This is a genomic window from Ewingella americana ATCC 33852 (assembly GCF_000735345.1).
Lineage (GTDB): Bacteria > Pseudomonadota > Gammaproteobacteria > Enterobacterales > Enterobacteriaceae > Ewingella > Ewingella americana.
In genome coordinates this window covers 16643-39732 of sequence record NZ_JMPJ01000040.1, presented here as the reverse complement: position 1 = coordinate 39732, position 23090 = coordinate 16643, and the positions used below count along the sequence as shown (strand labels likewise).

At 51.0% G+C, this 23090-nt stretch carries 24 protein-coding genes and 1 pseudogene; 4 read left to right on the top strand and 21 right to left on the bottom strand.

The features are described 5' to 3' along the window. Positions 1-5: 5 nt before the first annotated feature. The 9 genes from flgJ to flgB form a co-directional block, all read right to left on the bottom strand. Positions 6-956 carry a flagellar assembly peptidoglycan hydrolase FlgJ gene (gene flgJ, locus GEAM_RS07220; RefSeq protein ID WP_034790011.1) on the bottom strand — a complete coding sequence of 317 codons (951 nt, stop codon included), beginning with the start codon at positions 954-956 and terminating at the stop codon, positions 6-8. After that, entirely contained in the window at positions 956-2065 is a 1110-nt protein-coding gene (locus GEAM_RS07215) for a flagellar basal body P-ring protein FlgI (protein ID WP_034790009.1), read from the bottom strand. Before GEAM_RS07215 ends, flgJ begins: the two co-directional genes overlap by 1 nt. A gap of 10 nt (positions 2066-2075) precedes the next feature. After that, complete coding sequence (locus tag GEAM_RS07210) at positions 2076-2798, bottom strand: flagellar basal body L-ring protein FlgH (RefSeq protein ID WP_084674068.1); 723 nt, start codon at positions 2796-2798, stop codon at positions 2076-2078. Positions 2799-2909: 111 nt separating this feature from the next. Continuing rightward, the gene (flgG, locus tag GEAM_RS07205) at positions 2910-3692 is read right to left on the bottom strand and encodes a flagellar basal-body rod protein FlgG (RefSeq protein ID WP_034790004.1); all 783 of its coding nucleotides are present in this window, start codon (positions 3690-3692) and stop codon (positions 2910-2912) included. A 21-nt stretch (positions 3693-3713) separates the two neighbouring features. Then, complete coding sequence (locus GEAM_RS07200) at positions 3714-4469, bottom strand: flagellar basal body rod protein FlgF (protein WP_034790002.1); 756 nt, start codon at positions 4467-4469, stop codon at positions 3714-3716. 34 nt (positions 4470-4503) lie between these two features. Then, positions 4504-5775 carry a flagellar hook protein FlgE gene (flgE, locus tag GEAM_RS07195; protein ID WP_034790000.1) on the bottom strand — a complete coding sequence of 424 codons (1272 nt, stop codon included), beginning with the start codon at positions 5773-5775 and terminating at the stop codon, positions 4504-4506. A gap of 136 nt (positions 5776-5911) precedes the next feature. After that, entirely contained in the window at positions 5912-6592 is a 681-nt protein-coding gene (flgD, locus tag GEAM_RS07190; RefSeq protein WP_034789998.1) for a flagellar hook assembly protein FlgD, read from the bottom strand. 11 nt (positions 6593-6603) lie between these two features. Further along, entirely contained in the window at positions 6604-7008 is a 405-nt protein-coding gene (gene flgC / locus GEAM_RS07185) for a flagellar basal body rod protein FlgC (RefSeq protein WP_034789996.1), read from the bottom strand. A 5-nt stretch (positions 7009-7013) separates the two neighbouring features. Continuing rightward, positions 7014-7424: a flagellar basal body rod protein FlgB gene (flgB, locus tag GEAM_RS07180; protein ID WP_034789994.1), complete on the bottom strand. Its 411-nt coding sequence runs from the start codon at positions 7422-7424 to the stop codon at positions 7014-7016. A 181-nt stretch (positions 7425-7605) separates the two neighbouring features. Here flgB and flgA point away from each other — a divergent pair, with 181 nt between their 5' ends. The 3 genes from flgA to GEAM_RS07165 all read left to right on the top strand — a co-directional run bounded on the left by flgA (position 7606) and on the right by GEAM_RS07165 (position 9184). Beyond that, on the top strand, positions 7606-8304 hold the full coding sequence (flgA, locus tag GEAM_RS07175; RefSeq protein ID WP_034789991.1) for a flagellar basal body P-ring formation chaperone FlgA: 699 nt from the start codon (positions 7606-7608) through the stop codon (positions 8302-8304). Positions 8305-8411: 107 nt separating this feature from the next. Beyond that, positions 8412-8711 (top strand): flagellar biosynthesis anti-sigma factor FlgM, encoded by a 300-nt coding sequence (gene flgM, locus GEAM_RS07170; RefSeq protein ID WP_034789988.1) that lies wholly within the window; start codon positions 8412-8414, stop codon positions 8709-8711. Positions 8712-8746: 35 nt separating this feature from the next. Further along, on the top strand, positions 8747-9184 hold the full coding sequence (locus tag GEAM_RS07165; RefSeq protein ID WP_034789986.1) for a flagella synthesis protein FlgN: 438 nt from the start codon (positions 8747-8749) through the stop codon (positions 9182-9184). A gap of 144 nt (positions 9185-9328) precedes the next feature. Here GEAM_RS07165 and GEAM_RS07160 read toward each other — a convergent pair whose 3' ends face one another. From GEAM_RS07160 to flhB, 3 genes and pseudogenes are all read right to left on the bottom strand, one after another. Continuing rightward, positions 9329-9748 (bottom strand): flagellar protein FlhE, encoded by a 420-nt coding sequence (locus tag GEAM_RS07160; RefSeq protein ID WP_034789984.1) that lies wholly within the window; start codon positions 9746-9748, stop codon positions 9329-9331. A 3-nt stretch (positions 9749-9751) separates the two neighbouring features. Continuing rightward, on the bottom strand, positions 9752-11830 hold the full coding sequence (gene flhA / locus GEAM_RS07155; protein WP_034789982.1) for a flagellar biosynthesis protein FlhA: 2079 nt from the start codon (positions 11828-11830) through the stop codon (positions 9752-9754). After that, a pseudogene (flhB, locus tag GEAM_RS07150) lies at positions 11823-12973 on the bottom strand (flagellar biosynthesis protein FlhB). Before flhB ends, flhA begins: the two are co-directional and overlap by 8 nt. A 344-nt stretch (positions 12974-13317) precedes the next feature. Here flhB and GEAM_RS07145 point away from each other — a divergent pair. Then, positions 13318-13869: a tyrosine-type recombinase/integrase gene (locus GEAM_RS07145; RefSeq protein ID WP_034790109.1), complete on the top strand. Its 552-nt coding sequence runs from the start codon at positions 13318-13320 to the stop codon at positions 13867-13869. 100 nt (positions 13870-13969) lie between these two features. Here the strand turns inward: GEAM_RS07145 and GEAM_RS07140 are convergent, their stop codons facing one another. The 9 genes from GEAM_RS07140 to GEAM_RS07100 form a co-directional block, all read right to left on the bottom strand. Next, positions 13970-14584, bottom strand: coding sequence for a response regulator transcription factor (locus GEAM_RS07140; protein ID WP_167333524.1), 615 nt, complete (start codon positions 14582-14584; stop codon positions 13970-13972). Positions 14585-14681: 97 nt separating this feature from the next. Continuing rightward, positions 14682-15386, bottom strand: a complete 705-nt coding sequence (locus GEAM_RS07135; protein ID WP_051899438.1) for a LuxR C-terminal-related transcriptional regulator — start codon at positions 15384-15386, stop codon at positions 14682-14684. A 161-nt stretch (positions 15387-15547) separates the two neighbouring features. Then, positions 15548-16081 carry a fimbrial protein gene (locus GEAM_RS07130; protein ID WP_051899437.1) on the bottom strand — a complete coding sequence of 178 codons (534 nt, stop codon included), beginning with the start codon at positions 16079-16081 and terminating at the stop codon, positions 15548-15550. 70 nt (positions 16082-16151) lie between these two features. Then, on the bottom strand, positions 16152-17255 hold the full coding sequence (locus GEAM_RS07125) for a fimbrial protein (RefSeq protein ID WP_051899436.1): 1104 nt from the start codon (positions 17253-17255) through the stop codon (positions 16152-16154). Continuing rightward, positions 17252-19813, bottom strand: a complete 2562-nt coding sequence (locus GEAM_RS07120) for a fimbria/pilus outer membrane usher protein (RefSeq protein WP_034789975.1) — start codon at positions 19811-19813, stop codon at positions 17252-17254. Before GEAM_RS07120 ends, GEAM_RS07125 begins: the two co-directional genes overlap by 4 nt. 103 nt (positions 19814-19916) lie before the next feature. Further along, on the bottom strand, positions 19917-20603 hold the full coding sequence (locus GEAM_RS07115) for a fimbrial biogenesis chaperone (protein ID WP_034789973.1): 687 nt from the start codon (positions 20601-20603) through the stop codon (positions 19917-19919). A 102-nt stretch (positions 20604-20705) separates the two neighbouring features. Then, the gene (locus GEAM_RS07110) at positions 20706-21359 is read right to left on the bottom strand and encodes a fimbrial protein (RefSeq protein ID WP_244956603.1); all 654 of its coding nucleotides are present in this window, start codon (positions 21357-21359) and stop codon (positions 20706-20708) included. A 715-nt stretch (positions 21360-22074) separates the two neighbouring features. Then, on the bottom strand, positions 22075-22809 hold the full coding sequence (locus tag GEAM_RS07105; protein WP_034789971.1) for an SDR family NAD(P)-dependent oxidoreductase: 735 nt from the start codon (positions 22807-22809) through the stop codon (positions 22075-22077). Between the two features lie 3 nt (positions 22810-22812). Beyond that, positions 22813-23061: an acyl carrier protein gene (locus tag GEAM_RS07100; protein ID WP_034789969.1), complete on the bottom strand. Its 249-nt coding sequence runs from the start codon at positions 23059-23061 to the stop codon at positions 22813-22815. Positions 23062-23090 lie beyond the last annotated feature (29 nt).

The following is a 23090-nucleotide window of genomic DNA, read 5'->3' as shown; positions in this document are numbered from 1 at the left end:
TTTTTTCAGAAAATTTTGCTCAGATCCGTGCTGTAGGCTTTCACCGCCTGCGCGCCCGCCCCTTTGATTTTCTGGATAACATTCACCAGCTTGGCGGCGTAGTTCGGATCGGTGGCATAACCTGCGGCTTGCAGCGCGTGGGCAGCCTGTTCTGGCGTGTTGGCGGCGGCCACGTGGGCATAGCGCGGGTTGTTGGTTAGCAATTTGACGTAATCGCTGATGGCTTCGACATAGGAGCCATAGACGCGGAAGCTGGCCTGCACCTTCTTCGCCACGCCGTTGGTGTATTCGGTGGTGGTTATCTCAGTGGTTGGCCCGGTCCAGTTGCCACCCGCCTTGATACCAAACACGTTGTAGCTCTGCTTGCCGTCAGTGGTTGGGATCTCGCGCTGGCCCCAGCCGGATTCCAGCGCGGCCTGCGCCATAATCAACTGGTGTGAAATGCCACTTTCCTGACTGGCGACCTGCGCCGGAATGCTCAGGCGTGAGACAAACTGCCCGCTGTCCTGTGGCAGTGGCGCGCCGCCCAAAGTGCGGTCCGGCGCGTTCGGAATGGCTTTGCGGATCATCTGCTCCATCGCCTGAACCGGCATGGTGCTCAGCACTTCGTTGTCCAGTGCCATCGGCACCGTTCCCGCCTTCTCAGAGGGTTCAGGATTGCCGCCGGTCAGCTGTTTCACCATCATATCGGCCATGCCCAGCCCTTTGGCGGACATGTCCTGCGCAATTTGCTGATCGTACATCGATGTATAAAGCCGGGTTTGGTCGCTGCTCAGCAGGCCGTCCTGCGGCAGTGCGGAACGCATGCTTTTCAGCATCATCTGCACGAAAACGCCTTCGAACTGCTTCGCCACTTCCCTGACCTGCCCTTGCGGGTCATTCTTGGCCGCTACCTTCAGTTTATTCAGCGACTGCGCGTCATACGCAGCGCCGGACATCGACATAAGATCGCTCATTAGATGATTTCCAAGTCAGCGCGCAGGCAACCTGCGGTTTTCATGGCTTGCAGAATTGACATCAGGTCAATCGGCGTCGCACCCAGCGCATTCAGCGTGCGCACCACGTTGTTCAGGCTGGCGCTCGACTGAACTTGCTGCAAGGCTCCGCCCGACTGGCGCACGGAAATATTGGTGTTCGGCGTTACCACGGTCTGGCCGCCGCCAAATGGCGTATTTGGCTGGGAAACGTCGTTTTGTCTGTCGACCACGACGGACAAGTTACCCTGCGCCACGGCGCAAGAGTCCAGCGTCACGTCGCGGTTCATCACTACCGAGCCAGTACGCGAGTTGATAATAACCTTGGCATCCATCGGGCCGACGGTCACTTCCACGTTCTGGATCTGCGCCAAAATACGCACCTGAGAGCTGTTGCCACGCGGCACCATCACTTGAATATTACGCGCATCCAGCGCGGTCGCCGTGCCCATCGTGCCTTGGCGGTTAATGGCGTCAGTCACCTGCTGGGCCAAGTTGAAATCTTCATCATTAAGCTGCAGGTTGATCACCCCTTCGGTGCCGAAGGTGCTTGGCAGCTCACGTTCGATGGTTGCCCCGCCGGTTATACGGCCACCGGAGAGCTGGTTAACCGTCACGCTGCTGCCGCCTGCCGAAGCTCCGGCGCCGCCCACCAGCACGTTACCCTGTGCCAGCGCGTAAACTTGGTTATCGACCCCTTTCATAGGGGTCATCAGCAAGGTGCCGCCGCGAATACTTTTGGCATTACCCATGGATGACACCACCACGTCGATAGCCTGTCCGCTGCGAGCGAACGGCGGCATCTTGGCGGTAACCATCACCGCCGCCACGTTTTTCAGCTGCATGTTGGTGCCGGGCGGCACCGTTATCCCCAACTGCGAAAGCATGTTGGTCAGCGTCTGGGTGGTAAATGGCGTTTGCGTGGTCTGGTCGCCGGTGCCGTCGAGGCCAACCACCAAGCCGTAGCCGATCAGGGCGTTATCACGCACGCCCTGAATGGTCGCCAGATCGCGAATTCTTTGCGCCGAAGCTGGCAGCGCGGCCGCCGCGCAGAGCGTAATACAGAGTAAGCCGGAAATTAGTTTTCGCATGAGTGCCTCATTAGTACGGCGATACATTTAGGAAGAACCGCTGCAACCAGCCCATGTTCTGCGCTTCATTGATGTAGCCGTTACCCACATATTCGATTCGGGCGTCCGCCACCTGCGTGGAAACCACGCTGTTGGAGCCGCTGATAGTGCGCGGGTTCACCACGCCGGAGAAGCGGATAAACTCGGTACCCTGGTTAATTTCAATTTGCTTCTCGCCAACCACGCGCAGGTTGCCGTTCGCCAGCACTTCGCTGACCGTCACGGTCAAGGTGCCGCTGAAGGTGTTGTTCGCCGCCGCGCCGCCTTTGCCGCCGAAGGTGTTATCGCCGGAGATATCCATATCGGCACGGGCATTGCCGAGCAGACCTTCCAGATAGCGCGGTGCGGTCGCCACGCCAAACTTGCTTGAGCCATTTCGGCTGGCGTTGGCGGAGGAGCTTTTGCTGGCGCTGACGTTTTCTTGCAGGACCAGCGTCAATGTATCGCCGACGTTACGCGGTCGACGGTCTTCAAACAGGGGCTGATAGCCATAGTTCATCGGCTGAACGGATTGGAAAATCGAACCGTTCGGAACCGGTGGTGCCGCAGGAGCAGGTTGAGCCGTGGTGGCGCCTTCGACCAAGGGTTTATGCGGCATATACGCGCACCCGTTGAGCAGTAAGGTCACTAATAGCGGCAGAGCCAACACGCCATGTCGGTGAAAATGTGCACTGTTTACCGACGTTAATTTCATGGTCACCACGGAAATCGCCTTCGAAAAAGAATGAATCGGAGCCTGAAGTAACGGGGGCGGCGTACCGTCCCCCGCAGGCCAAGATAACGCCGAGCGTTACCTTTCTTACTCTTAAAGCTGAGTTAACTTCTGCAACATCTGGTCGGATGTTGATACTGCTTTGCTGTTGATCTCATACGCGCGTTGAGTCTGGATCATATTGACCAGCTCTTCCGCCACGTTAACGTTTGAGGTTTCAACATAGCCTTGGTACAGCAGGCCCGCGCCGTTCAGGCCCGGCGTGCTTTCGGTCGGTGCGCCGGAGCTTTGGGTTTCCTGATACAGGTTTTCACCGGTGGACTCTAAACCAGAGTCGTTGATGAACGTGCTCAGCGTCAGTTGCCCAACCTGCTGCGGTGCCGCCTGCCCCTGCACGGTCACGCTGACGATACCGTCACGGCCAACAGTGATTTTTAAGGCGTTGGCCGGAATGGTGATGGCCGGGATAACCTGATAACCACTGGAGGTCACCAACTGACCGTTCTGGTCAACTTGGAAAGAGCCGTCGCGGGTATAAGCCGAGGTTCCGTCAGGCAGTTGCACCTGGAAGAAACCCTGCCCCTTGATGGCGATATCCTTGCTGTTATCCGTCTGCGACAGGTTGCCCTGCGCGTGGATACGCTCGGTAGCGACCGGGCGAACACCGGTACCAATCTGCAAGCCTGACGGCAGATTGGTCTGCTCGGAAGACTGGGCACCCGGCTGGCGGATTGTCTGGTACAGCAAATCTTCAAACACCGCGCGCTGGCGTTTGAACCCGTTGGTGCTGACGTTCGCCAGGTTGTTGGCGATGACGTCCATGTTGGTCTGCTGCGCGTCAAGGCCAGTTTTCGCGATATATAGCGATGGGATCATGTTGTTACTCCTCTGCCGCCGTTAGGTCATCGACAGCAGTTGGTTGGCGCGTTGTTCGTTTTCATCCACGCTGTGGATGACCTTCATTTGCATTTCGAAGCGACGGGCGTTGGCAATCATGTCAACCATGGTTTCCACAGGTTTGACGTTGCTGCCCTCAAGCGTTCCCGGCATCACGTGGATGGTCGGGTCGGCTTGGAGGGTATTGCCCCGGGCCTGAGCCGTCGCCGGAGTGAGACGGAACATGCCGTCATCACCACGTGTCACTTCACTGCCGTTGGCTTTCACCAGTTTTAACTGGGCAAGCTGGCCCATGGTGTTCGGGTCCGCACCCGCCTCAAGCACCGAAATGGTGCCGTCGGCCGAGATGGTCAGTTGTGCATTCGGCGGCACTTCAATCGGGCCGTTGTCACCCATCACTGGGTTCCCCTGAATGGTTAACTGATTGTTCGGCGAAACCTGAAGATCCCCGTTACGGGTATAGGCTTCAGAACCATCAGGCATCTGCACCGCCAAAAAGCCGTCCTGCTGTAACGCGACGTCCAGTGGGCGACCGGTGTAGTTAAGCTGGCCCTGAGTCATATCGGCACCCGGCGTGGAGGCCGTCACCAAGGTACGAGTCTCAAGGCTTGGCCCGTTAACCGGCACGGCGCGCAGCGCCATCAGTTGGGCGCGAAAACCCGGCGTTGAGGCATTGGCCAAGTTACTCGCGGTGACCGACTGCTGGTTCAGCGTCTGGCTGGCAGCACCCATCGCGGTGTAGATAGCGTGATCCATAGTGCGTTCCTTTTGCGTCTGTCATTCAGCGCGATTAGCGCAGGTTGACCAGCGTGTTCAGGATCTGGTCCTGGGTTTTGATGGTCTGCGCGTTCGACTGGTAGTTACGCTGAGCCACGATCATGTTGACCAGCTCTTTACTCAAGTCGACGTTTGACGCTTCGAGCGCCCCGCTTTTCATCTCACCAAAGCCGCCTGCACCTGCAATGCCGGTGATTGGCTGACCAGAAGACTGGGTCGCGGACCACACGTTGTCGCCTTCGGATTTCAGACCTTCTGGGTTAGAGAAGTTAGTCATCACGATTTGGCCCAGCAGCTGGGTTTTCTGGTTGGAGTAGACGCCGGTGATGGTGCCGTCGTTATTGATCTGGTAGCCGGTCATCTGGCCTGCTGCATAACCATCCTGATTCAACGCGCCGATGCTGTTGCTGCCGGTGTTCTGCTGGATACTGCCGAGGAAGCTCAACGCAACGTTTTGTGGCGTTGCAGCACCGTTAGTGGCTGTGTTCATTGGCAGAGAGAAGGTTGGAGTAGTACTCGTCGTTGTGGTCGTTGCTGGCGGAACAGGAGGAAGTGTCACGTCACGCAGCGTACCGTTTTGATTGAAATTCAAGGTGCCGAGCTTGCCAGCCGTTGAACCCGAAACGCTGGAATCTTGTGAGTAAACGTCCCAAGAGTTCGGCGTCGTTGGGTCAGATGACTTAACGAAATAAACGTTGTTGTCATGCTTGTTGCCCAGTGAGTCATAGGTGGTAATGGTGTTGACGTAGTTGTAGCTATCCGGGTCTGAACTCGAGAAAGTGGTGTTTTTCGGCAACTTGTCGCTGGAGTTCAGGTTAGCCACCATCAGGCCGCTGCTGCTTGGCTTGGCGATCATCATGGTGTTCGGAATGGTCAACGGCACAGGCTGTGCGCCCTGAGCGATGGTTGGCGGAGTCCCTGTTGCCGGGTAGCCCGTCACGCTCAAACCTTGGGTGTTCACCAGATTACGTTTGTCATCCAGTGAGAGCTGGCCGTTACGTGAATAGAACACGCCGCCGCTCGAGTCAGTCAGGCGGAAGAAGCCGTTGCCGCTCAGCGCAACGTCCAAACCACGGTTGGTATTGGTGGTGGTACCGTCGCTGAAGTCCTGAGTAATGGCGGCCACTTTGACACCCATACCCACTTGTGAACCGGCGAACATGTCGGCGAATGAGGCGGTGCCTGATTTGAAACCAGCGGTGGCGGAGTTGGCGATGTTGTTACCAATCACGTCCAGGTTGGTCGATGCTGCATTCAGGCCGCTGACTGCTTGGTTAAAGCTCATGGTCTGCTCCTTTTTGCTCGTCATCCTTCTTGTTGCAGGGCTGTCTCCAGTCCTGAAATAAGAGCGATTCAAAGCAAAATCAATAGGTTAAAATTATAAATTTCTGTTTATGCTGCTGTGTGTAATCTTCAATCTGCTACAAAATCTGTCGAACATTGGCGAGTGTGGTGGTGCCGCGCACGCCGAGATCCAGCACTGCGCCGGAACTGTCATTCGTAACGCCATTGACCAACGCGTAGTTCAGCGCGGTAGCCACCATCTGCTGGCCGCCGTTAGTCGAGTTGATGCTGAAGGTGTAAGCGCCATCCGGTGCCGCCGTGCCGTCATCCTGCTTGCCGTCCCAGGTGTAGCTGTGGACACCGGCAGTCTGTGAACCCAGCGCGATGGTTTTCACCACTTTGCCGGTAGAGTCACTGATCACCACGTTGTTGGTGTCCGCCGCGCTTTCGAGTTGCAGGCCGAACGGCGTGGTGCTGACTTTGCCGTCTGAGCTGCCCACCAGAATCGCCCGCCCTTCAATCATCACCCCGTGACCAATCAGCGCCGTGGCCTGAACCGACTGGTTGCTGTTGATCTGGCCGGAAATGCTGCCCAAGGTGGTGTTGAGTTTTTCGATGCCGCTCACGGTGTTGATCTGCGCCAACTGGCTGGTGAGCTGGGCGTTATCCATCGGGTTGGTAGGATCTTGGTTCTTAAGCTGGGCGACGAGCAGGGTCAGGAAGTTACTCGACAGGTCATCCGCCGTGGATTTCGGTGCCGCGTTATTGGTATTGATGGTGTTGTCGGTGCTGTCGTTGACTGAACTTAAAACTGACATAAGCGGCTCCGTTATTGACCCAATGTCAGGGTTTTCATCATCAACGACTTGGTGGTATTCAACACCTCGACGTTGGCCTGATAGCTGCGTGAGGCGGAGATGGTGTTGACCATTTCACTCACCACGTCGACGTTGGGCATCTGCACATAGCCCTTGGCGTCGGCCATAGGGTTGCCGGGCTGAAACACCATGCGCATCGGTGCCGGGTCGTCCACTACTTCGGCCACTTTCACACCGCCGGTTTCTTGGCCCGGCGCAGCGTTGACTTGAAACACCACCTGCTTGGCGCGATAAGGCTGACCATCCGGGCCGGTCACGCTGTCGGCGTTGGCCATGTTACTGGCGCTGACGTTCATGCGTTGCGACTGGGCGGAAAGCGCCGAACCGGCGATATCAAAAATGTTAAGCATCGACATACTGGTTATCCTTGAAGTACCGACATCATGCCTTTAACCTGCCCGGTCAATACGGTCAGGTCAGTCTGATATCGCACACTGTTATCCGCGAAATTGGTACGCTCACGGTCCATATCCACCGTGTTGCCATCCATCGACGGCTGGTCTGGAATGCGGTACATCAGATCAAGATCCGGGCCTGAGCTGGTCGCCGCAGGAATGTGGCGCGCGTTGGTTAACTCCAGCGACATGCCGCTGCCGTTAGCGCGCCCTGCTTCCATCACTTTCTGTAGCTGACTGGCGAAATCGATGTCACGCGCCTGAAACCCAGGGGTATCCGCGTTGGCGATATTCGCCGAAAGAATTTCTTGCCGCTGGGCGCGCAGGTTGAGCGCTTCCTGTTGGAACTGTAGTGCGGCGTTCAATTTGTCGAGCATGCGCCCTCCGCAAAGTGAGAATTTGGAGCCGACAGCATAAATCCCTATGTCAACAACCTATCGCGGGAATAAGCGTAAAATGCCCCGCTATTTGTCCCTTTAGGAAAAGCAAACTGCGGGTAGACTTGTCGTCAGAAGTGGGGTTCCCCCTAGAGGCCATCATGACGAGGCGTAAGGCGAAATGACTAAGCTGAAGAGTGGACAAGCAGGCGTGTTTTTACTGAGCCTGATACCGGGCGCGGTGCTGGCAGCAGCGCCGTCGACGGCGTCAGACAATAACAACACGCCGCTGGCGGGACATATTCAGCAGTTTTTCAGTCAGCAATACGCCGCTAACGGTACACAGGTGAAAAGCATCATCAACACCCCTGCCGCTCGCCAGCCGCAGTGCCTGTCGCCGCAGCTTTCGCTTTCGCCCAACGCGCGTCCGTGGGGGAATGTCTCCGTGGCGGTCAACTGCAACGGGCAGAAAAGCTACGTACAGGCACAGGTGCAGGTCAGCGGGCGTTACTGGGTGGCGGCGCGCAATGTCTCTTCCGGCGCGCATTTGACGCAGGCCGATATGCAGCAGAAAACCGGCAGGTTGGACTTATTGCCGCCAAGGGCTATTCTTGACAGCCAGCAGGCGGTCAACGCCGTGACGCTGCGCAACATTAATGTCGGCCAACCGCTCACCTTATCGATGCTGCGCCGCCCGTGGATTGTTCACGCCGGGCAGGAAGTTCAGGTGCAGGCGACGGGAACCGGTTTTAATGTTTCCAGCTCGGGCAAGGCGATGAATAACGCCGCCGCCAGTGAAACGGTACGGGTCAGAATGCCTTCCGGGCAGATTGTTAACGGCAAAGTGGCAGCAGACGGCACGGTGAGTATCGCCATCTGACGAATGTTTCATTGCCGTTGCAATAAAGGCTAAAGTTTTTCCGTAAAGTGTCGATAACCTGATATCAAAGCCGCAATTTGACGGCATATCAGATTGGGAGAAGTATTATGAGCATCGAACGCACTCAGGCATCGCAACCGGTTAGCCCGATTCAACAGCGCGATCCGTCTGAAACCAATGCGCAAGTGACACGCAAAGAGAGCACCAACAGCGCACCGGTTAGCGGCACCGCCGTCACCCTGAGTGACGCTCAGGCCGTGCTGACCAAATCAAGCTCACAAGATATCAATACTGCGCGTGTAGAACAGTTAAAGCAGGCTATCCGTGACGGCAAACTGACCATGGATACCGGCAAAATTGCCGATGCGTTGTTGCAGGACACGCAGGCCTATCTCAACGATATTTAAGTCATTAAGCTTAAGTTGAAAGGTAAAGAAGCCCGATGAAAGATTTTATCAAGACCATGAAGACGCTGGTGGAAACGCTGGAAGCGCTGGATTTGATCATTCAACATGAACAAACCCTGCTCTGCTCTGGCCGCGTCAATGGGGTAGCTTTGCAAAATATAACTGAACAAAAAAGCTCCCTGCTGACCACCGTCGATTATCTTGATAAACAGCGTCGGGAACATGACGCGAGACTGAAACAGACTGCGCCCTATTCGCGCCAGCCTGAAATTGCTGCCATGTGGAAAGCCGTGGTGCAACTGAGTGAGAAGCTCAGCGCGCTAAACCGCCACAACGGCATGCTGCTCAATAAGCAAATTGACTACAACACGCAGGCCATGGCCATTCTCGGCGCCAGCCAAACGCAAAAGCTCTATGGCCCGAACGGCCAGACTTCGGTCAGCGGCCAGACCGTGCGCAAGATTTCGGTATAACTTCCCCCCCAATTTCTCACTCTCTCTACTGCGTATTACATCCAGACAAGCCAAAACTCAGACAAAAAAATATCGCTCAATCGGCGATATTTTTGTTTTTGGCGGGGAAGTATGTCGCTTCAACCCCAAGCTTCAGTAGCGCTTTTAATGATAATTAACAATCACTTGTTGGCTGACCACGCGCAGCGGCGGATTAAGCCTGCCCTGCCCTTCGACGCCAAACACCAGCCTGAAAGAAGACTGAGCCGACTGACCAAAGAAGTTGCGGGTTTGCCCCTGCGCGGCGTCGAGCTGCTGGCAGCGGTTGCTGCTACTGCATAGCTGCACCTGTAAACCCGCGGGTTCAGGCCCCAGCAGGCTGTAGCTCCAGCTAATAGTGTCGATAGCCGCCGAGGGCGACTGCATCACCGGCGCATTGGCCGCAGGGCTGAGCATGGCAGCAGAAGCCATCTGGCCGCGATTTTGCAGCGTCACCCCCGCCTTGCTATCCGACCATGACCCCGACGCCGCCAGAGCGGACGCCGAGCAGCACATCATTAAAAGCCCTGTAGCCATTCGTTTCATCGATTACTCCCCGCCGATGGTGGCGGTCATGCGGATCTGGCGGCTGTCGCTCATCTCCAGATTCGACATCACGGCAATTTGCGGCAGTGAACGGCGCAGGAAGCGAGACAGTAAAGCGCGCAGCGCGTGATTGACCAGCAGCACCGGCGGCGCTCCGTTGATCTCTTGCTGTTGCAGCGCGGCCTGAGCCTGGGTCAGCAAGCGCTCGGCCAAGCCCGGCTCCAATCCGCCACCGCCCTGCAATGCTTGCAACAGCAGGCGTTCCAGCGCGGTGTCCAGACCAATCACCTGCACTTCGCCGGTGCCCGGGAACCACTGCTGAGTGATGGCGCGGCCCAGCGCGACGCGCACCACGGCAGTCAGTTCGTTGGCATCAGTCTGGTTCGGCGCATGCTCGGCCAAGGTTTCAATGATAGTGCGCATGTCGCGAATAGAAACGCGCTCGGCCAGCAGGTTTTGCAGCACTTTGTGCAGCGTGGTCAGCGTCACCACGCCCGGAATAAAGTCTTCAGTCAGCTTCGGCAACTCTTTGCTGACGCGCTCCATCAGCTCCTGCGTCTCTTGGCGGCCAAACAGCTCCTGCGCGTGCATGCTGATCAGATGATTAAGATGGGTCGCCACCACGGTGCTGGCTTCCACCACGGTAAAGCCCTGAATTTGCGCCTGCTCGCGCAGCGCCGGTTCAATCCACACGGCGGCCAGACCAAAGGCCGGATCCTGCGTCACTTCACCCGGCAATTGACCAATGGCATTGCCGGGGTTAATCGCCATCCAGCGGCCCGGATGGGCTTCGCCAGAACCGATTTCCACCCCTTTCATCAAGATGCGGTAACCGGCCGGCGGCAGTTCAAGGTTGTCGCGAATATGAATCACCGGCGGCAGATAGCCCATCTCCTGCGCGAACTTCTTACGAATACTGCGGATACGCCCGAGCAGCTCGCCGTTTTGCGCGTGGTCGACCATTGGGATCAGGCGGTAACCCACTTCCATCCCCAGAGAGTCTTCCAACTGAACATCAGACCAACTGGCTTCCACCAACTGTTGGCTTTCGGTAGCCACCTGCACCGTCTCTTTGGTGGCCGCAGGCTTCTGCTGCTGGCCGCGAGTCCACCACGCCAGAGCCAGTAAAGCGCCGGTAAATAGCAGGAAAACAAAGTTTGGCATGCCCGGCACCAGACCGAGTAAGCCCAAAACGCCTGCGCTGAGCATCATGACGCGCGGGTTGCGGAACAGCTGGGTGACCATCTGCTCGCCGACGTCTTCGTTGGTGCCGACACGGGTGACGATAACGCCCGCCGCGGTGGAAATAACCAAGGCGGGGATCTGCGCGACCAAGCCGTCACCGATAGTCAGCAAGGTGTAGCTTTCCGCCGCGTGACCGAGATCCATGCCGTGCTGCAACACGCCCACCAGCAGGCCGCCGACCACGTTTATTACCATGATCATCAGGCCCGCGATGGCATCACCGCGCACGAACTTACTCGCACCGTCCATTGAGCCGTAGAAATCAGCTTCCTGTGTCACTTCGGAACGGCGCTTTTTGGCTTCATCTTCGCCAATCAGCCCGGCGTTGAGGTCGGCGTCGATAGCCATCTGCTTACCCGGCATGCCGTCTAACACGAAACGCGCGCCCACTTCGGCAATACGCCCGGCACCCTTGGTGATAACCATAAAGTTGATCAACACCAAGATGATAAACACCACGATACCAATCGCGAAGTTGCCGCCGACCAAGAAGTGGCCGAAGGCTTCAACCACCCGCCCAGCAGCTGCCGCGCCGGTATGGCCTTCAAGCAAAATAATACGCGTCGAGGCCACGTTGAGCGAAAGGCGCAGCAAGGTCGAGAACAGCAGAATGGTCGGGAAGGCGGCGAAGTCGAGCGTACGCTGGGTGAACATCGCCACCAGCAGCACCATGATCGACAGCGCAATGTTGAAGGTAAACAGCAAATCGAGGATGAACGGCGGCAAAGGCAGCACCATCATCGACAATATAATCAGGATCAGGATAGGCCCGGCGAGCACCTGCCATTGTGTATCTTTGAAGCCCGGTAAGCGCAGCAGCGCGGCCAGATTACCCATGTGTTTCTGTCTCTCCAGCAAAGTCCAATGCTTCAGGCACCGGTAAATGTTCAGGTTTTTTCGGGATTAATCCGCCCTCGCGCTTCCAGCGCTTGAGCTGATATACCCACGCCAGCACCTCCGCGACCGCAGCATAGAGCGCGGCGGGGATCTGCTGACCAATATCACTATGACGGTAAAGCGCACGCGCCAGCGGCGGGGCCTCCAGCGTCGGAATTCGATGTTCGGCGGCCAGTTCTTTAATGCGCAAGGCCACCTCGCCCGCCCCTTTCGCCAACACCTTCGGCGCGCTCATCTTGCTTTCGCTGTATTGCAGCGCCACCGCGTAGTGCGTCGGGTTGGTAACAATAACGTCGGCCTTCGGCACATCGGCCATCATGCGGCGGCGCGCCATGGCTCTCTGCTGTTGGCGGATACGGCCTTTAACGTGCGGGTCGCCTTCCTGACTTTTAAACTCGTCGCGAATGTCCTGTTTGCTCATCCGCAGCTTTTTAATGTGGCTCCAGATTTGCCAGAAGACGTCGAACGCCACCATCGGGATCAGGCCGAACACCACCATCATGGCGCAAAACGCCACCATGCTCAGGGCCTCGGCCAGCGCGGGAATGGTCGGCTGCGCCATCAGACGCATCATGTCCTGCCAGTGGTGCCACAGGTACAGGCCGCAAATAAAGCCCACAATGGTGGCTTTCAACACGGCTTTCAAAAGCTCTGCCAGCACCTGCGCCGAAAACATGCGCTTCAGCCCGGCAATAGGGTCCAGACGGTTAAACTTAGGCGCAAAGGATTTGGCGCTAAAATTCAACCCGCCCAGCAGCAGCGGCGCGGCCAGCGCAACCAGCACCAACCCGCCGATCACCGGCAACAACGCCCAAACGGCGCGGCCTAGCAGCGACGCCATCTGGCGCAGCATCTGCCGGTCATTGCTGATGATGTCATGGTCGAAATTCAGCCCCTGAGAGATCATCACCGCCAACTGGCGCGCCATTGACTCCCCCGAAATCCAAAGCAAGAAAAACCGGCCCCCAGCATCAGCATGGAGGTCAGTTCGCGCGAGCGCGGGATCTGCCCTTCTTCTCGGGCTTTTTCAAGCCTGTGGGGTGTGGGGGCTTCGCTTTTTTCGAGATCGCTTTCTTCAGCCACCGGTCTATTCCTGTTGGTGCATCATCCATCGCCAGAAAGCCATGGATCCAATTTCACGCATAGCATGCCAAAACCTTGCTGGTCTGATTGCTGGAACAAAGGTGATAAATGGCGGTTATTCGTTAGATGAATGGGTTAGCTGAGACACTGAAGATTGCCCGCTTTCCGAGGTTCCGGCGCGCTGTCCCCTTCAGCAAGCTGTTGGATCTGGCGGGGGCTTTATTGATTACTACGCAATTAGCTTTTTTTTCAGCGCCGTGAACTAAAACCAAATAATTAAATAAGCGGAACTAACTCCCACAAATCGCTATATATATACTTTAGTGAACCAAGGATAGGTGGAAATAAAAATGCAGAATTTTTTAGATCAGAAACAAATAGAAAAAATAATTGCAGCAACAGCAATGGGGAGAAATAGCGCGCGTGATGAATGCATGCTGTTAATGTGTTTCATACATGGCTTACGCGTCACAGAACTGATTAATTTGCGGGTCAGCGACGTTGATTTAAAAACTAACAGGATTTCCGTCTCTCGTTTGAAGAACGGTTTCGCGGTCCAACATCCTTTACAACCTCGTGAAATTGTTGCGATTGAAAAATGGCTAATCTTCCGCTCTCGATTTATTGATGCAGATACACCATGGTTATTTTTATCAAAGCACGGCGGGCAACTCTCGAGGCAGCAATTCTATAGATTAGTACGTAAATATGGTGAAACGGGGGGACTTGATGTACAGGTACATCCTCATATGCTCAGACATGCCTGTGGCTTTGCATTAGCGGATAAAGGTCTTGATACTATTGTGATTCAGAAATATTTAGGTCATCGCAACATTCAAAATACCACGATTTATACTGCTACAACGGCTTCGCAATATGTGGCAGTTGAAATTTAATGTTACGTATCTAGTCACAGTCATTGTTTTCGCCCTTCAATAGTTTTTTTGAAGGGCGTTCATATACTCCATTAACTGATTATTGCAAAAAGCCCGCGCTTTAGAGATAGAGCTTGTCTTTCATCATAAATAATTCGGCATCGTTTTTAACCGATAATTTGCGCATTGCATTGCACTTATGCGCACTGATGGTTTTGATGCTGAGGTTACGATAGCTGGCTATCTCTCCTAAACTCATTCCGTTAAACAGTTGTTTAAGCACTTCCTTTTCACTACAAGTAAGTCGGCGAGCGGAAAGTTCTATCGAGCTGTTTTGCAACGACAGATAGCCACAGATCTTCTGACTGAGGAAACGCCGGCCCTGCAACGCCTGCTTAAAAGAGTCAACAATTTTGGCTAAGGGTTCACTGCGCGCAATAAGGCTAATATTGGGCTCGCAAAGCAACCGCCGCATATTTTCCCCGGACTGACATGACGTGTAGACAATCAGAATCAGATTAGGATGTTGCGAGCATAAATTCAGAATAATATCTCGCCCTTCGGTGAAGGATTCATTCTGACTGTAAAGATCAGTGATCAGCACATCAACGGATTGATACATAAAAGCTTCGGTTACTTTTTTAAGGCTACTTTCTTGCAAAATGACTTCTTTCGCGATACCCAGCGAATCAAGAAAGTAACTTAAACCGACCAGTGCTAGCGGGCTGCTATCCATCAGCGCTATCTTAAGTGGTGAAGTTGGCATCACATGCACAATATAACTCCCTGTTTTATTTGATGTATGCCATTGAGATGGGCCGGGTATTTCTATTTCAGAAACACCCGCCAGGCCAGGCTTTCATCATCCATATTCCTTGCGCAAACAACTCACTGTCGTTCTTAAAACCTAATTTCGCCATGGCGTTGCGTTTATGGGTACTAATGGTGCGAATATCACGGTGCATTTTTGCGGCTACTGAAGAGACATTCATGCCAGAAAAAAGATAAGTCAGTACATCAAGCTCCCGCCGGGTTAGCGCCATTATCTCTTTATCTGATTCTGACAAACGCAGAAGTTGACGTAGCTTAGGGCTATAAAAATTCCCTCCTGTCATAGTCTGTGAAATACATTTAAGGAAGGCGATTGTGGGTTCACTTTTTAATAAGATACCGTGAGCTCCTGACGAAGCGACCAATTGCAATATTATGTATTCGCTGAAGGCGGTGCAGACCACAACCTTCATCTCAGGCCAGCGAGAATAAATAGAAGGTAAAAGTCTCAGCCCATCTAACACGGATTCATTTTCTCCGCACAAATCCATTATCAGCAGCTTTGGGCGGTGTGTCTTAATTAGCGGAACAATATCCGCCAGAGTGCTGGCATGAATAATCTCTTTACCGATATCACAATCTTCAAGCAGAAGACGACGCATTCCTAAGGCTGTCACTGGGCAACTTTCCATAATTATCACCCCACCGTTTTTAACAGCTAAGGTCCTCATTAATGATGACGATGCAATACGGTGTAACGGCGACATTGGCAAAATACGCACCTTCTCATCTTGATGTTCAAAATATATTCCTCATAATGCATGGCCTATATATTTTTCACTGCCATTCAGTAACAGCAGTGAAAAATATTTTCCAAAACCAAATAATCTCGGTAAATTATAATCATTTCCTCTAGTTAAAAGCCTACTTATTGATATGTGAAGCTAACCTGCATGCTGCCTGCTATAGTCCCCGGCTTGGCATTACCAGAAGTAGAATATGCCCGTGCCTGCAAACTAAATTCAGCGGAAGAGTTAGCGCTATTAACCGCCTGCGTCACATTAGCCCCATTACCTAATATCCGGCTATCACTCTGATTTTGAACTTGTATTTGTACATTAGTAGCAGACCCAGTATTGATAAAGGTATCTGAACCTGCTGACCCCGGTGTGCCATTGACTGTCAAAGTCACGTTAGTGGTAGTTTTAGGACAGTCAGTTAGCTGCAGACTAAAATCTACCCAAGGTGCTGCGGAGCCTGCTCTTTCTAAAGTATATTGTCGTATTCCCTCGCCGAGATTGACCTCAACGCCTGAGGTAGGAAAATTGACTCGGCAAGGCCCGGCTTTGATATTACCAGTGACTTGTAAAAGGGTTGCCGACTGGAGGGAATAAGGAGTTACGCCAATAATTAGCATTATTAATGTAACCATCTTAATTTTTGCTATTGTAACAATCTTCATTTGAACATCCTTGTAAACTTTAAATAGCATTCATACTTATGATGAATGCTATGGGTAACAGCGCGCTAAATTATTCAATTTCGGCCTGAATGGTCGCTGTAGCTGTAAAATTACCAGTCTCTGGCATTTGTCCCGTGGTATTTATTGGATATAGTTTTATTTGTGACGTTGCAGACTGCGTGGCGTAATTCATATTCAGCGACAACCCTCCGTTTACTGGTGGGATCACCTCTCCTGAGACATTTTCAATTTTCACACCTACATTCTGGTTAGTAGTTGACAGAACGCTCGGTTCGCTGGCATCCGGTTTCCCTTGGAATGACAAGCTCACCTTCACACCTTCAGAAATGTTATTACAAGCTACGTTTAACTGCTGATTTTTTGGCACAAAACCTTTAGCCATTTGACCCTTTGTACTGATATCAGACGCGATGATATCCCCAAAGGGGATTGTAATGACGCCACCACCATTAATGGTACAAGATTGAGGGATTGTGACAGTGCCACTCATAAAGACTGATGCAACGGGAACTGTTGATTTACTCGTACTGTCTGTGGCGACGAAAATATCCACAACTTTAGTCATTGGAATAGTCTGCACGCCAACGAAGGCTCTTCTAAAATAGAGTGAAACAGTACCTTTATTTCCAGTTTCCCAGAAACCACTTCGAGTGCATGTTACTCCAACGGTATTTTGATTACTGAGATGGAATGGTGCAGGGATTACCCTTCTTAAACCGCCCGCAACAAACACACTGCTTGATACCGCTAAATAACGGCTGATGGCGTAGAATTTATTGGTGCCGTCATTATAAACGACCCCACCGTGCTCAGGCACCGTTGCTGTAATATACGGGGCCATATATGTCCCATTACATGCGCATGAAACTGTATAATCCCCTGCGGTGTTCCAGGAGTAAGCATTACGCTTTACCATCCCTGCCATATTATCTTCTGGCGTGGTTAAGTTATAATTCATATTAAAATTATAGACTTTAGTACTAGTGTCAGGCCCGCAGGTATAAGCGTTTGCTGCACTGCTAAACAGACCCATGGCGATGCTGACACCCAGCAGTGTTAATACTTTGGCATTAATAAGCTTGTATTTAGCAGGGATCACCGACTGTCGGTAAATATTGCTATTTAAATTATTTCTATCCTTGTTCGATTTCATCGGCATTCCCCTTTCAACAACTCAATACTAGTGGCTTCAATTGATTCAGGCAGACGATAATTCACCTCGCAGTATTGCGAAGATGCGTTACCCCACTTCACACCCAATCGACCAGATTCACTCATCCCTGTTAGATAAACCTGACCATCGTCACCGACGATATTTCCGCTATAACCTTTGTGGTTGAGGTCGCTAACCATCGCGCCAAAAGGCACCGGCGCGCCATTACTGCGGGTGAGGGTCATTAATACGCGCTGACCCACTCTAGGGTTGAAATCTGCACGTACCACGGCCCCACGGGCAGGAATGACTGACGTTGAACTCATGGTGATATCTACATCGTCAGGCAGTGTTTGAGTATCTAAGACAATTTGGTTATTACGGTATGGCGTTGCGTATGGCACTACGGCATATCCACGCCCATCAGTTTTAACTCCAGAATTACCTGTCACTCTGACATCGCCCGCACCTGGCGCTTTTACCAGTACCATGGTTTCGCTCAGTGGCTGAGAGAGGGTCAAACCATTTTCATGGGCTATTACTCCACCTTCTAACCCATAATTCAGGCGTCGCTGATTTTTGTCATAGCTATAACCCAGATTGAGCTCACCTTTGCCGCCTTTATAATCGATAGCAGCACTTCCGCTGTTGCCCTGACCTTCACTGCCATAGCCCTGACTCAGGTTATAATTTAAATTATCATCAGCCAGCGCTGTTCCGCTTAAGCCCAGATTCTGAGTGGTATTTCCTTTTTTACTGCCGCTCATCCCATAAGTGGCGTAGCCACCCGGTAACCATTTATTTAGCGGCACGCTGACGTTAAGAGCAAAAACTTGGTCAGTATATAAAGTGCGGGACCCGTAGCTGTCTGTACCGTTTTTGTTGTAGGTATAATTCAGGCCGTATGAAATGCCTGACCATGTATTGTTGTAGCCCACGCCCACGGATTCTGTGCTGCGATTGTTGTTCCAATACCTTTCTTTGACCAGGCTGAGTGAAATAGCTCCGCCTTGATCCCATAGGTTCTGGCTCATGGTCAGTTCAAAACGGTTCTTTTTCTGATCCGTAGTGTTGCTATTACCTTTGTTATAACTGTCTAAAGCCTCTTGCAATGTGTAGAAGCCCGCCGTTGAATAGCGATAACTCGCAATGCTGAAGTTAGTACCGGTATCCACAAAACTCTTGCCGTAGCGCAGACGGTAAGACTGACCACTGGTTTTTGGCGTATCTTGTTGCGTTGTCCAAGCCTGTGTGACGTCAGCAGATAGTGCGCCTATGCGCCCTAAGTTTTGCCCCAAACCCGCGACTAAAGCTTGGTACTTACTGGCCGTCTGAATACCGCCATAGGCAGTGGCGCCATAGCGCATACCGTAAATGGCCGTTGCCTGCGAAAAGACTGTTTTCTCGGTATCACTGTTGTAAGAGCGATATTGACCACTGGTCAGGCTATATTTGAGTCGGCCTTCACGCTGTAAAACCGGAACAGCAGCAAAAGGCACCACCAAATTCTGCTCACTTCCGTCAGCCTCTTTAATCGTGACCTGTAAGTCACCAGAGCCTGATGTTGGATAGAGATCTGAAATATTAAATGGACCCGGTGCAACATAGCTTTGGTAAATAACATAGCCATTCTGCCTGATAGTGACCTGCGCATTGCTACGAGCAATACCTCTGACCACTGGTGAGTAACCTTTCATGCTGTCAGGAAGCATGTCATCGTCAGAAGCTAATTGCGCCCCCCGGAATGAAACCGAGTCAAAGACTTCGCTTGGTGAGGTACTATCACCCAAGACTAATTGGCTCTTTAATACCTTAATGTCGCGTTGCAAGTAAGTATTAATCGATTTCCAGCGATTGCTACCCTCGCTATCTCGACTCCACGTAGAATAATTACGCAGACGCCAATCGGCTAAATTGATACCGGTTCTAAGGTTTAAGTAATAGTTTTCACTATCCTGCTTTTTATTATTTTCAGCCTGTTGATTAGCGCCTGTAAAGTTATAGTTCATAAGCAGAGCAGGAATACCGCTGTCCCATTTTTCTGGCGATACATAGCCGCGAGCCTGAAGATTTAACGATGCCTGAGGTAGGCTAATGTCTAGGCGCTGCTGTTCAAAGTCAAAGCGAGCAGAGGCCTGTGGAATATCTTCGCTGAGGTTTACGCACTCTTTCGTTACGCTAATGTTTGGATAAAGTGCGACTTTGACGCCTAACTCTCTTAACATCTCTGCGTTCAGACAAGGTTGTAGACTTTGATTACCTGCTGCATCAGTAGATAAGCTAAAGTCGACATCCTGAGTGGTGATCATGGTTCCGTTGAGGTAAATATCAACGCGATAGACACCAGGTGGTTGGTTGCCGCTTTTTTCGAAAATAGAAAGATCGGCATTTCCCTGCATTGGATTATCGATTTCAAGCAAAGCCGGACTAAAATATTCTTCAGCGTTCGCTACGCCAATTCCAATTATGCCAAGCGTGGCAGCAAGCTGGCATGAGATGAACCAAGCAAGATAGGAATGTTTGAATCCGACTGAGCCGTTTCTCTGCGGTTTTTTCATTATTTTGATTCCCTTCTTATCACCGCCAAATAACCGGCGTGACAGGTAGTGCGCATCCATAGCGCCCTAACGTTATTTACGGCTGCTCAGTAACTATGAGCGTTCATAATGTCTGAAAAAAAGACTGGCTGGTCCCGCCATAATCATTGATATATTGCCAGCTTAGAGAATTTCCGATAATATTTTTCGGTAGTATAAAACTGGCAGTTGATTGCGGAGAGACCATGGGAACGTCTTTAATTTCAGCACCATTAATCTTTACGTTAAAGAAAGTGAAATAGTGCGCTGATGGATTAGTGATTTGCACAGAATCACCGGTCCGTTTCCATATAATAGTTTTTACGACTTCTTCAGGCGTGGTGGCGATACCTGCTGGTCTGTAAATCATTTTTATACGTGTCTTGATGGCGATTTGTAGCGAATTCTCCCTTTTGTCTGCATAAGGAATAGATTTTATATTCATCCAAAATATGGATTCTTTATTTTCTGGTAAATTGCCGCCCGCACGTACTACGCGAAGTACGTTCTGCCGTTCAGCCTCTAAACGAAATAATGGTGGTGTCGCAATAAAGGGGGCTTTGTCCGCTTTGCTTTGCCCAGAGATAAGTTCACCATCTATCCACGATTGGATAAGATAGGGTAGCTTGTCGGGATTATTGATAGTAATTGACGCCTCTTTTTTATTACCTTCATAAATAAGACGTGTGCCACCTATTACAATCCCTGCCTGTACCGATGTGGTCATAAACAGCAGAAATGCTGTTAAAACCATAGTTCGCCATCTTTCCATGATGTTTTCCCTAGAAAATATTCCAAATAGATCAAGGGCAATACTTACCCTTGATCTAACGCTTCAATTTTTTCTTAAAACATTAAATTTAATGATTTAGGTTTATTGATAGATAATTGTAAACTGGGCTGCACCATCGGCTGCGCCCGGTGTTACCGTATTAGCCAGTGAAACATAACGCGCTTTAAACTCAAGATTATTAGCTGCTGTCGTTAGAGGATATGCAGCTGAATCTTGGTATAGGCTAACTGGATTATCGTTTCTATCGTAAATCTTAATACCTATGCCGCCCGCTTTACCAGTGCCACTTGTCACCGCCAGTATGCTGTTATCACCAGAAACTTGGTTACCATCAAAGCGAACTTTGGCACTGGTGACCGTTGTTGGGCAACCTGAAAGTACTAAAGTAAATTTCTGCGCAGCTGACAACGATCCAGATGTTGGAAATGAAGTTGCGCTGATTTTACCCAACTGAACATCAAGACTTTTAGAAGCGGCACTCACCGTACATGGGTTGCTAATAACGTTACCTTTAAAGTTTATTGTACCGTCAATAGCAAAAGCTGAAGTTGAGACAATAGAAGCAACTAACAAAGCCAAACCAGTAATATTTCTTTTCATTTTCAATTTCCTTAGAACACATGCTTTTAGGACGCCGTCATTGGCGTTCGCATTGTTTTTGGCAAAACCATCTGCCATTCCTTTACTTTGTTCTGTAGAGGTTCCCCCTCTTAAATAAACGCCTGAGTCATTCAAGTAAAATGCCAAACAATTCATTTCGAATCAAAGTGGGCCTACTCTAATTCCGCTAAAAAAGAGTGTCAATACTCTGTGTAAATTAATGGCAACGCCAGAATAAATAAATATATATCAATTAGTTAGAAGGGAATTTTAAGCTCTACAATCAATTACAATCTAAGTATTTTCTTACTTCTTAATTAGCCTTTACTTTTATTCAAGCAACTGAAGCGAAAGCGCTAAATTTTAATTCCAAAAAAAACACCCCACCTAAATTAATGACCCAAGAAAATAAACCTGAACAGCACACAACTCCAAATGAGTCATTATAATTTAAACTGTCTCATTAATTTCAACATCAAATATCAACATTATCTTTCAGATGAAAATCACCTTTTAAAAAAGGAAAAGCCAAGAATGATCGCAAATTGTAGTTTTATGAATTAACGATTCTACTAACAAAAGGTATGAGTAACAGCCATATACTAAAAAACTAGAGACATAGGAGTACCGCTAAGATGGACCATTATTTCAGACAAATGCAGCTAAGATATTTCTAAGGATTATCTTCTCTTTTACTATGAGTTTAGACAAAAAGACATTGCAAATAGGAGAAATGAAGGGTGTTTTACGACGGGAGAAACAGAATAATAGATGTGATTTTAGTAAGAGACATCAAAGCATGGCCCCCTTGATGTCTCATTCGACAATTACCAGGTAATGTGTAATACAGTTATGCAGTCATACCACCATCAACAACTAGCGTCTGCCCAGTCATATAGCGAGAACCGTTGCCGACTAACCAAGCTACGGCGCTAGCAACCTCTTCGGGTTGCCCCAATCGCCTCATCGGAATAAGGCATCGCATGGCCGCCATTTTCTCTTTAGGCAAAGATTGAAGCATTTCGCTATCAATAAACCCGGGTAATAAACTGTTCACGCGAATGCCGAACCTGCCTAACTCTACCGCCAGCGAACGGCTCAGGCCGATCATCGCCGCTTTACTGGCACCGTATGCCGTTTGCCCGATATTACCCTTTATACCCGAGACAGATGACATCATAACTATCGCCCCTTCTCTTTGGGCAATCATCGCGGGTAATAGCGATTTGTTCCAATTGAAAACCGCATTCAGATTGGTATCCATTATCTGCCGCCAGTTTTCTGAGGTCTGAAGTAGATGCAGTGCATCGAGGGTGATCCCCGCATTATGAATAATGCCGTGAGGAGCACCGAGGCGCTCAATCAACTTTTCGGCCCAATCATTCACCTTAATCTCGTCTCGACCGTCGCAGCGGATGCCTTCGACCCGTCCCGGTAACGAATGGCATAGTGTTAGCAATGATTGGCTCTGTTCTTCACCATTCTGCCATGTGAAAACCACGTTCCACTCTTTTGCTAACTCGAGAACCGTCGCGCGACCTATCCCCCGACTGCCTCCGGTGACCAAAATCCATTTATCTAACATAGGTTACAGACTCTGCTGACTGATAAATTCACAGAGTTCACGCAGCTTGAGCTCGGGCTTGTCAGCAAAAACGTCAGTTTCTATTGTGACCCCGAATTCTTTATTGGCCAAAAGCATGAGTTCCACATAGTCCAAGCTGTCTAATTTCAATTGTGAAAGCGGCATGTCTTCCGAAATAGATGCCAATTCCATATCTTTGGCTTCACACAGCATGTCGCGAACTTTGCTATAAACTTCATTGTAATCAATCATTTTATTCCCTTAAAAATTAAGTTTTATGT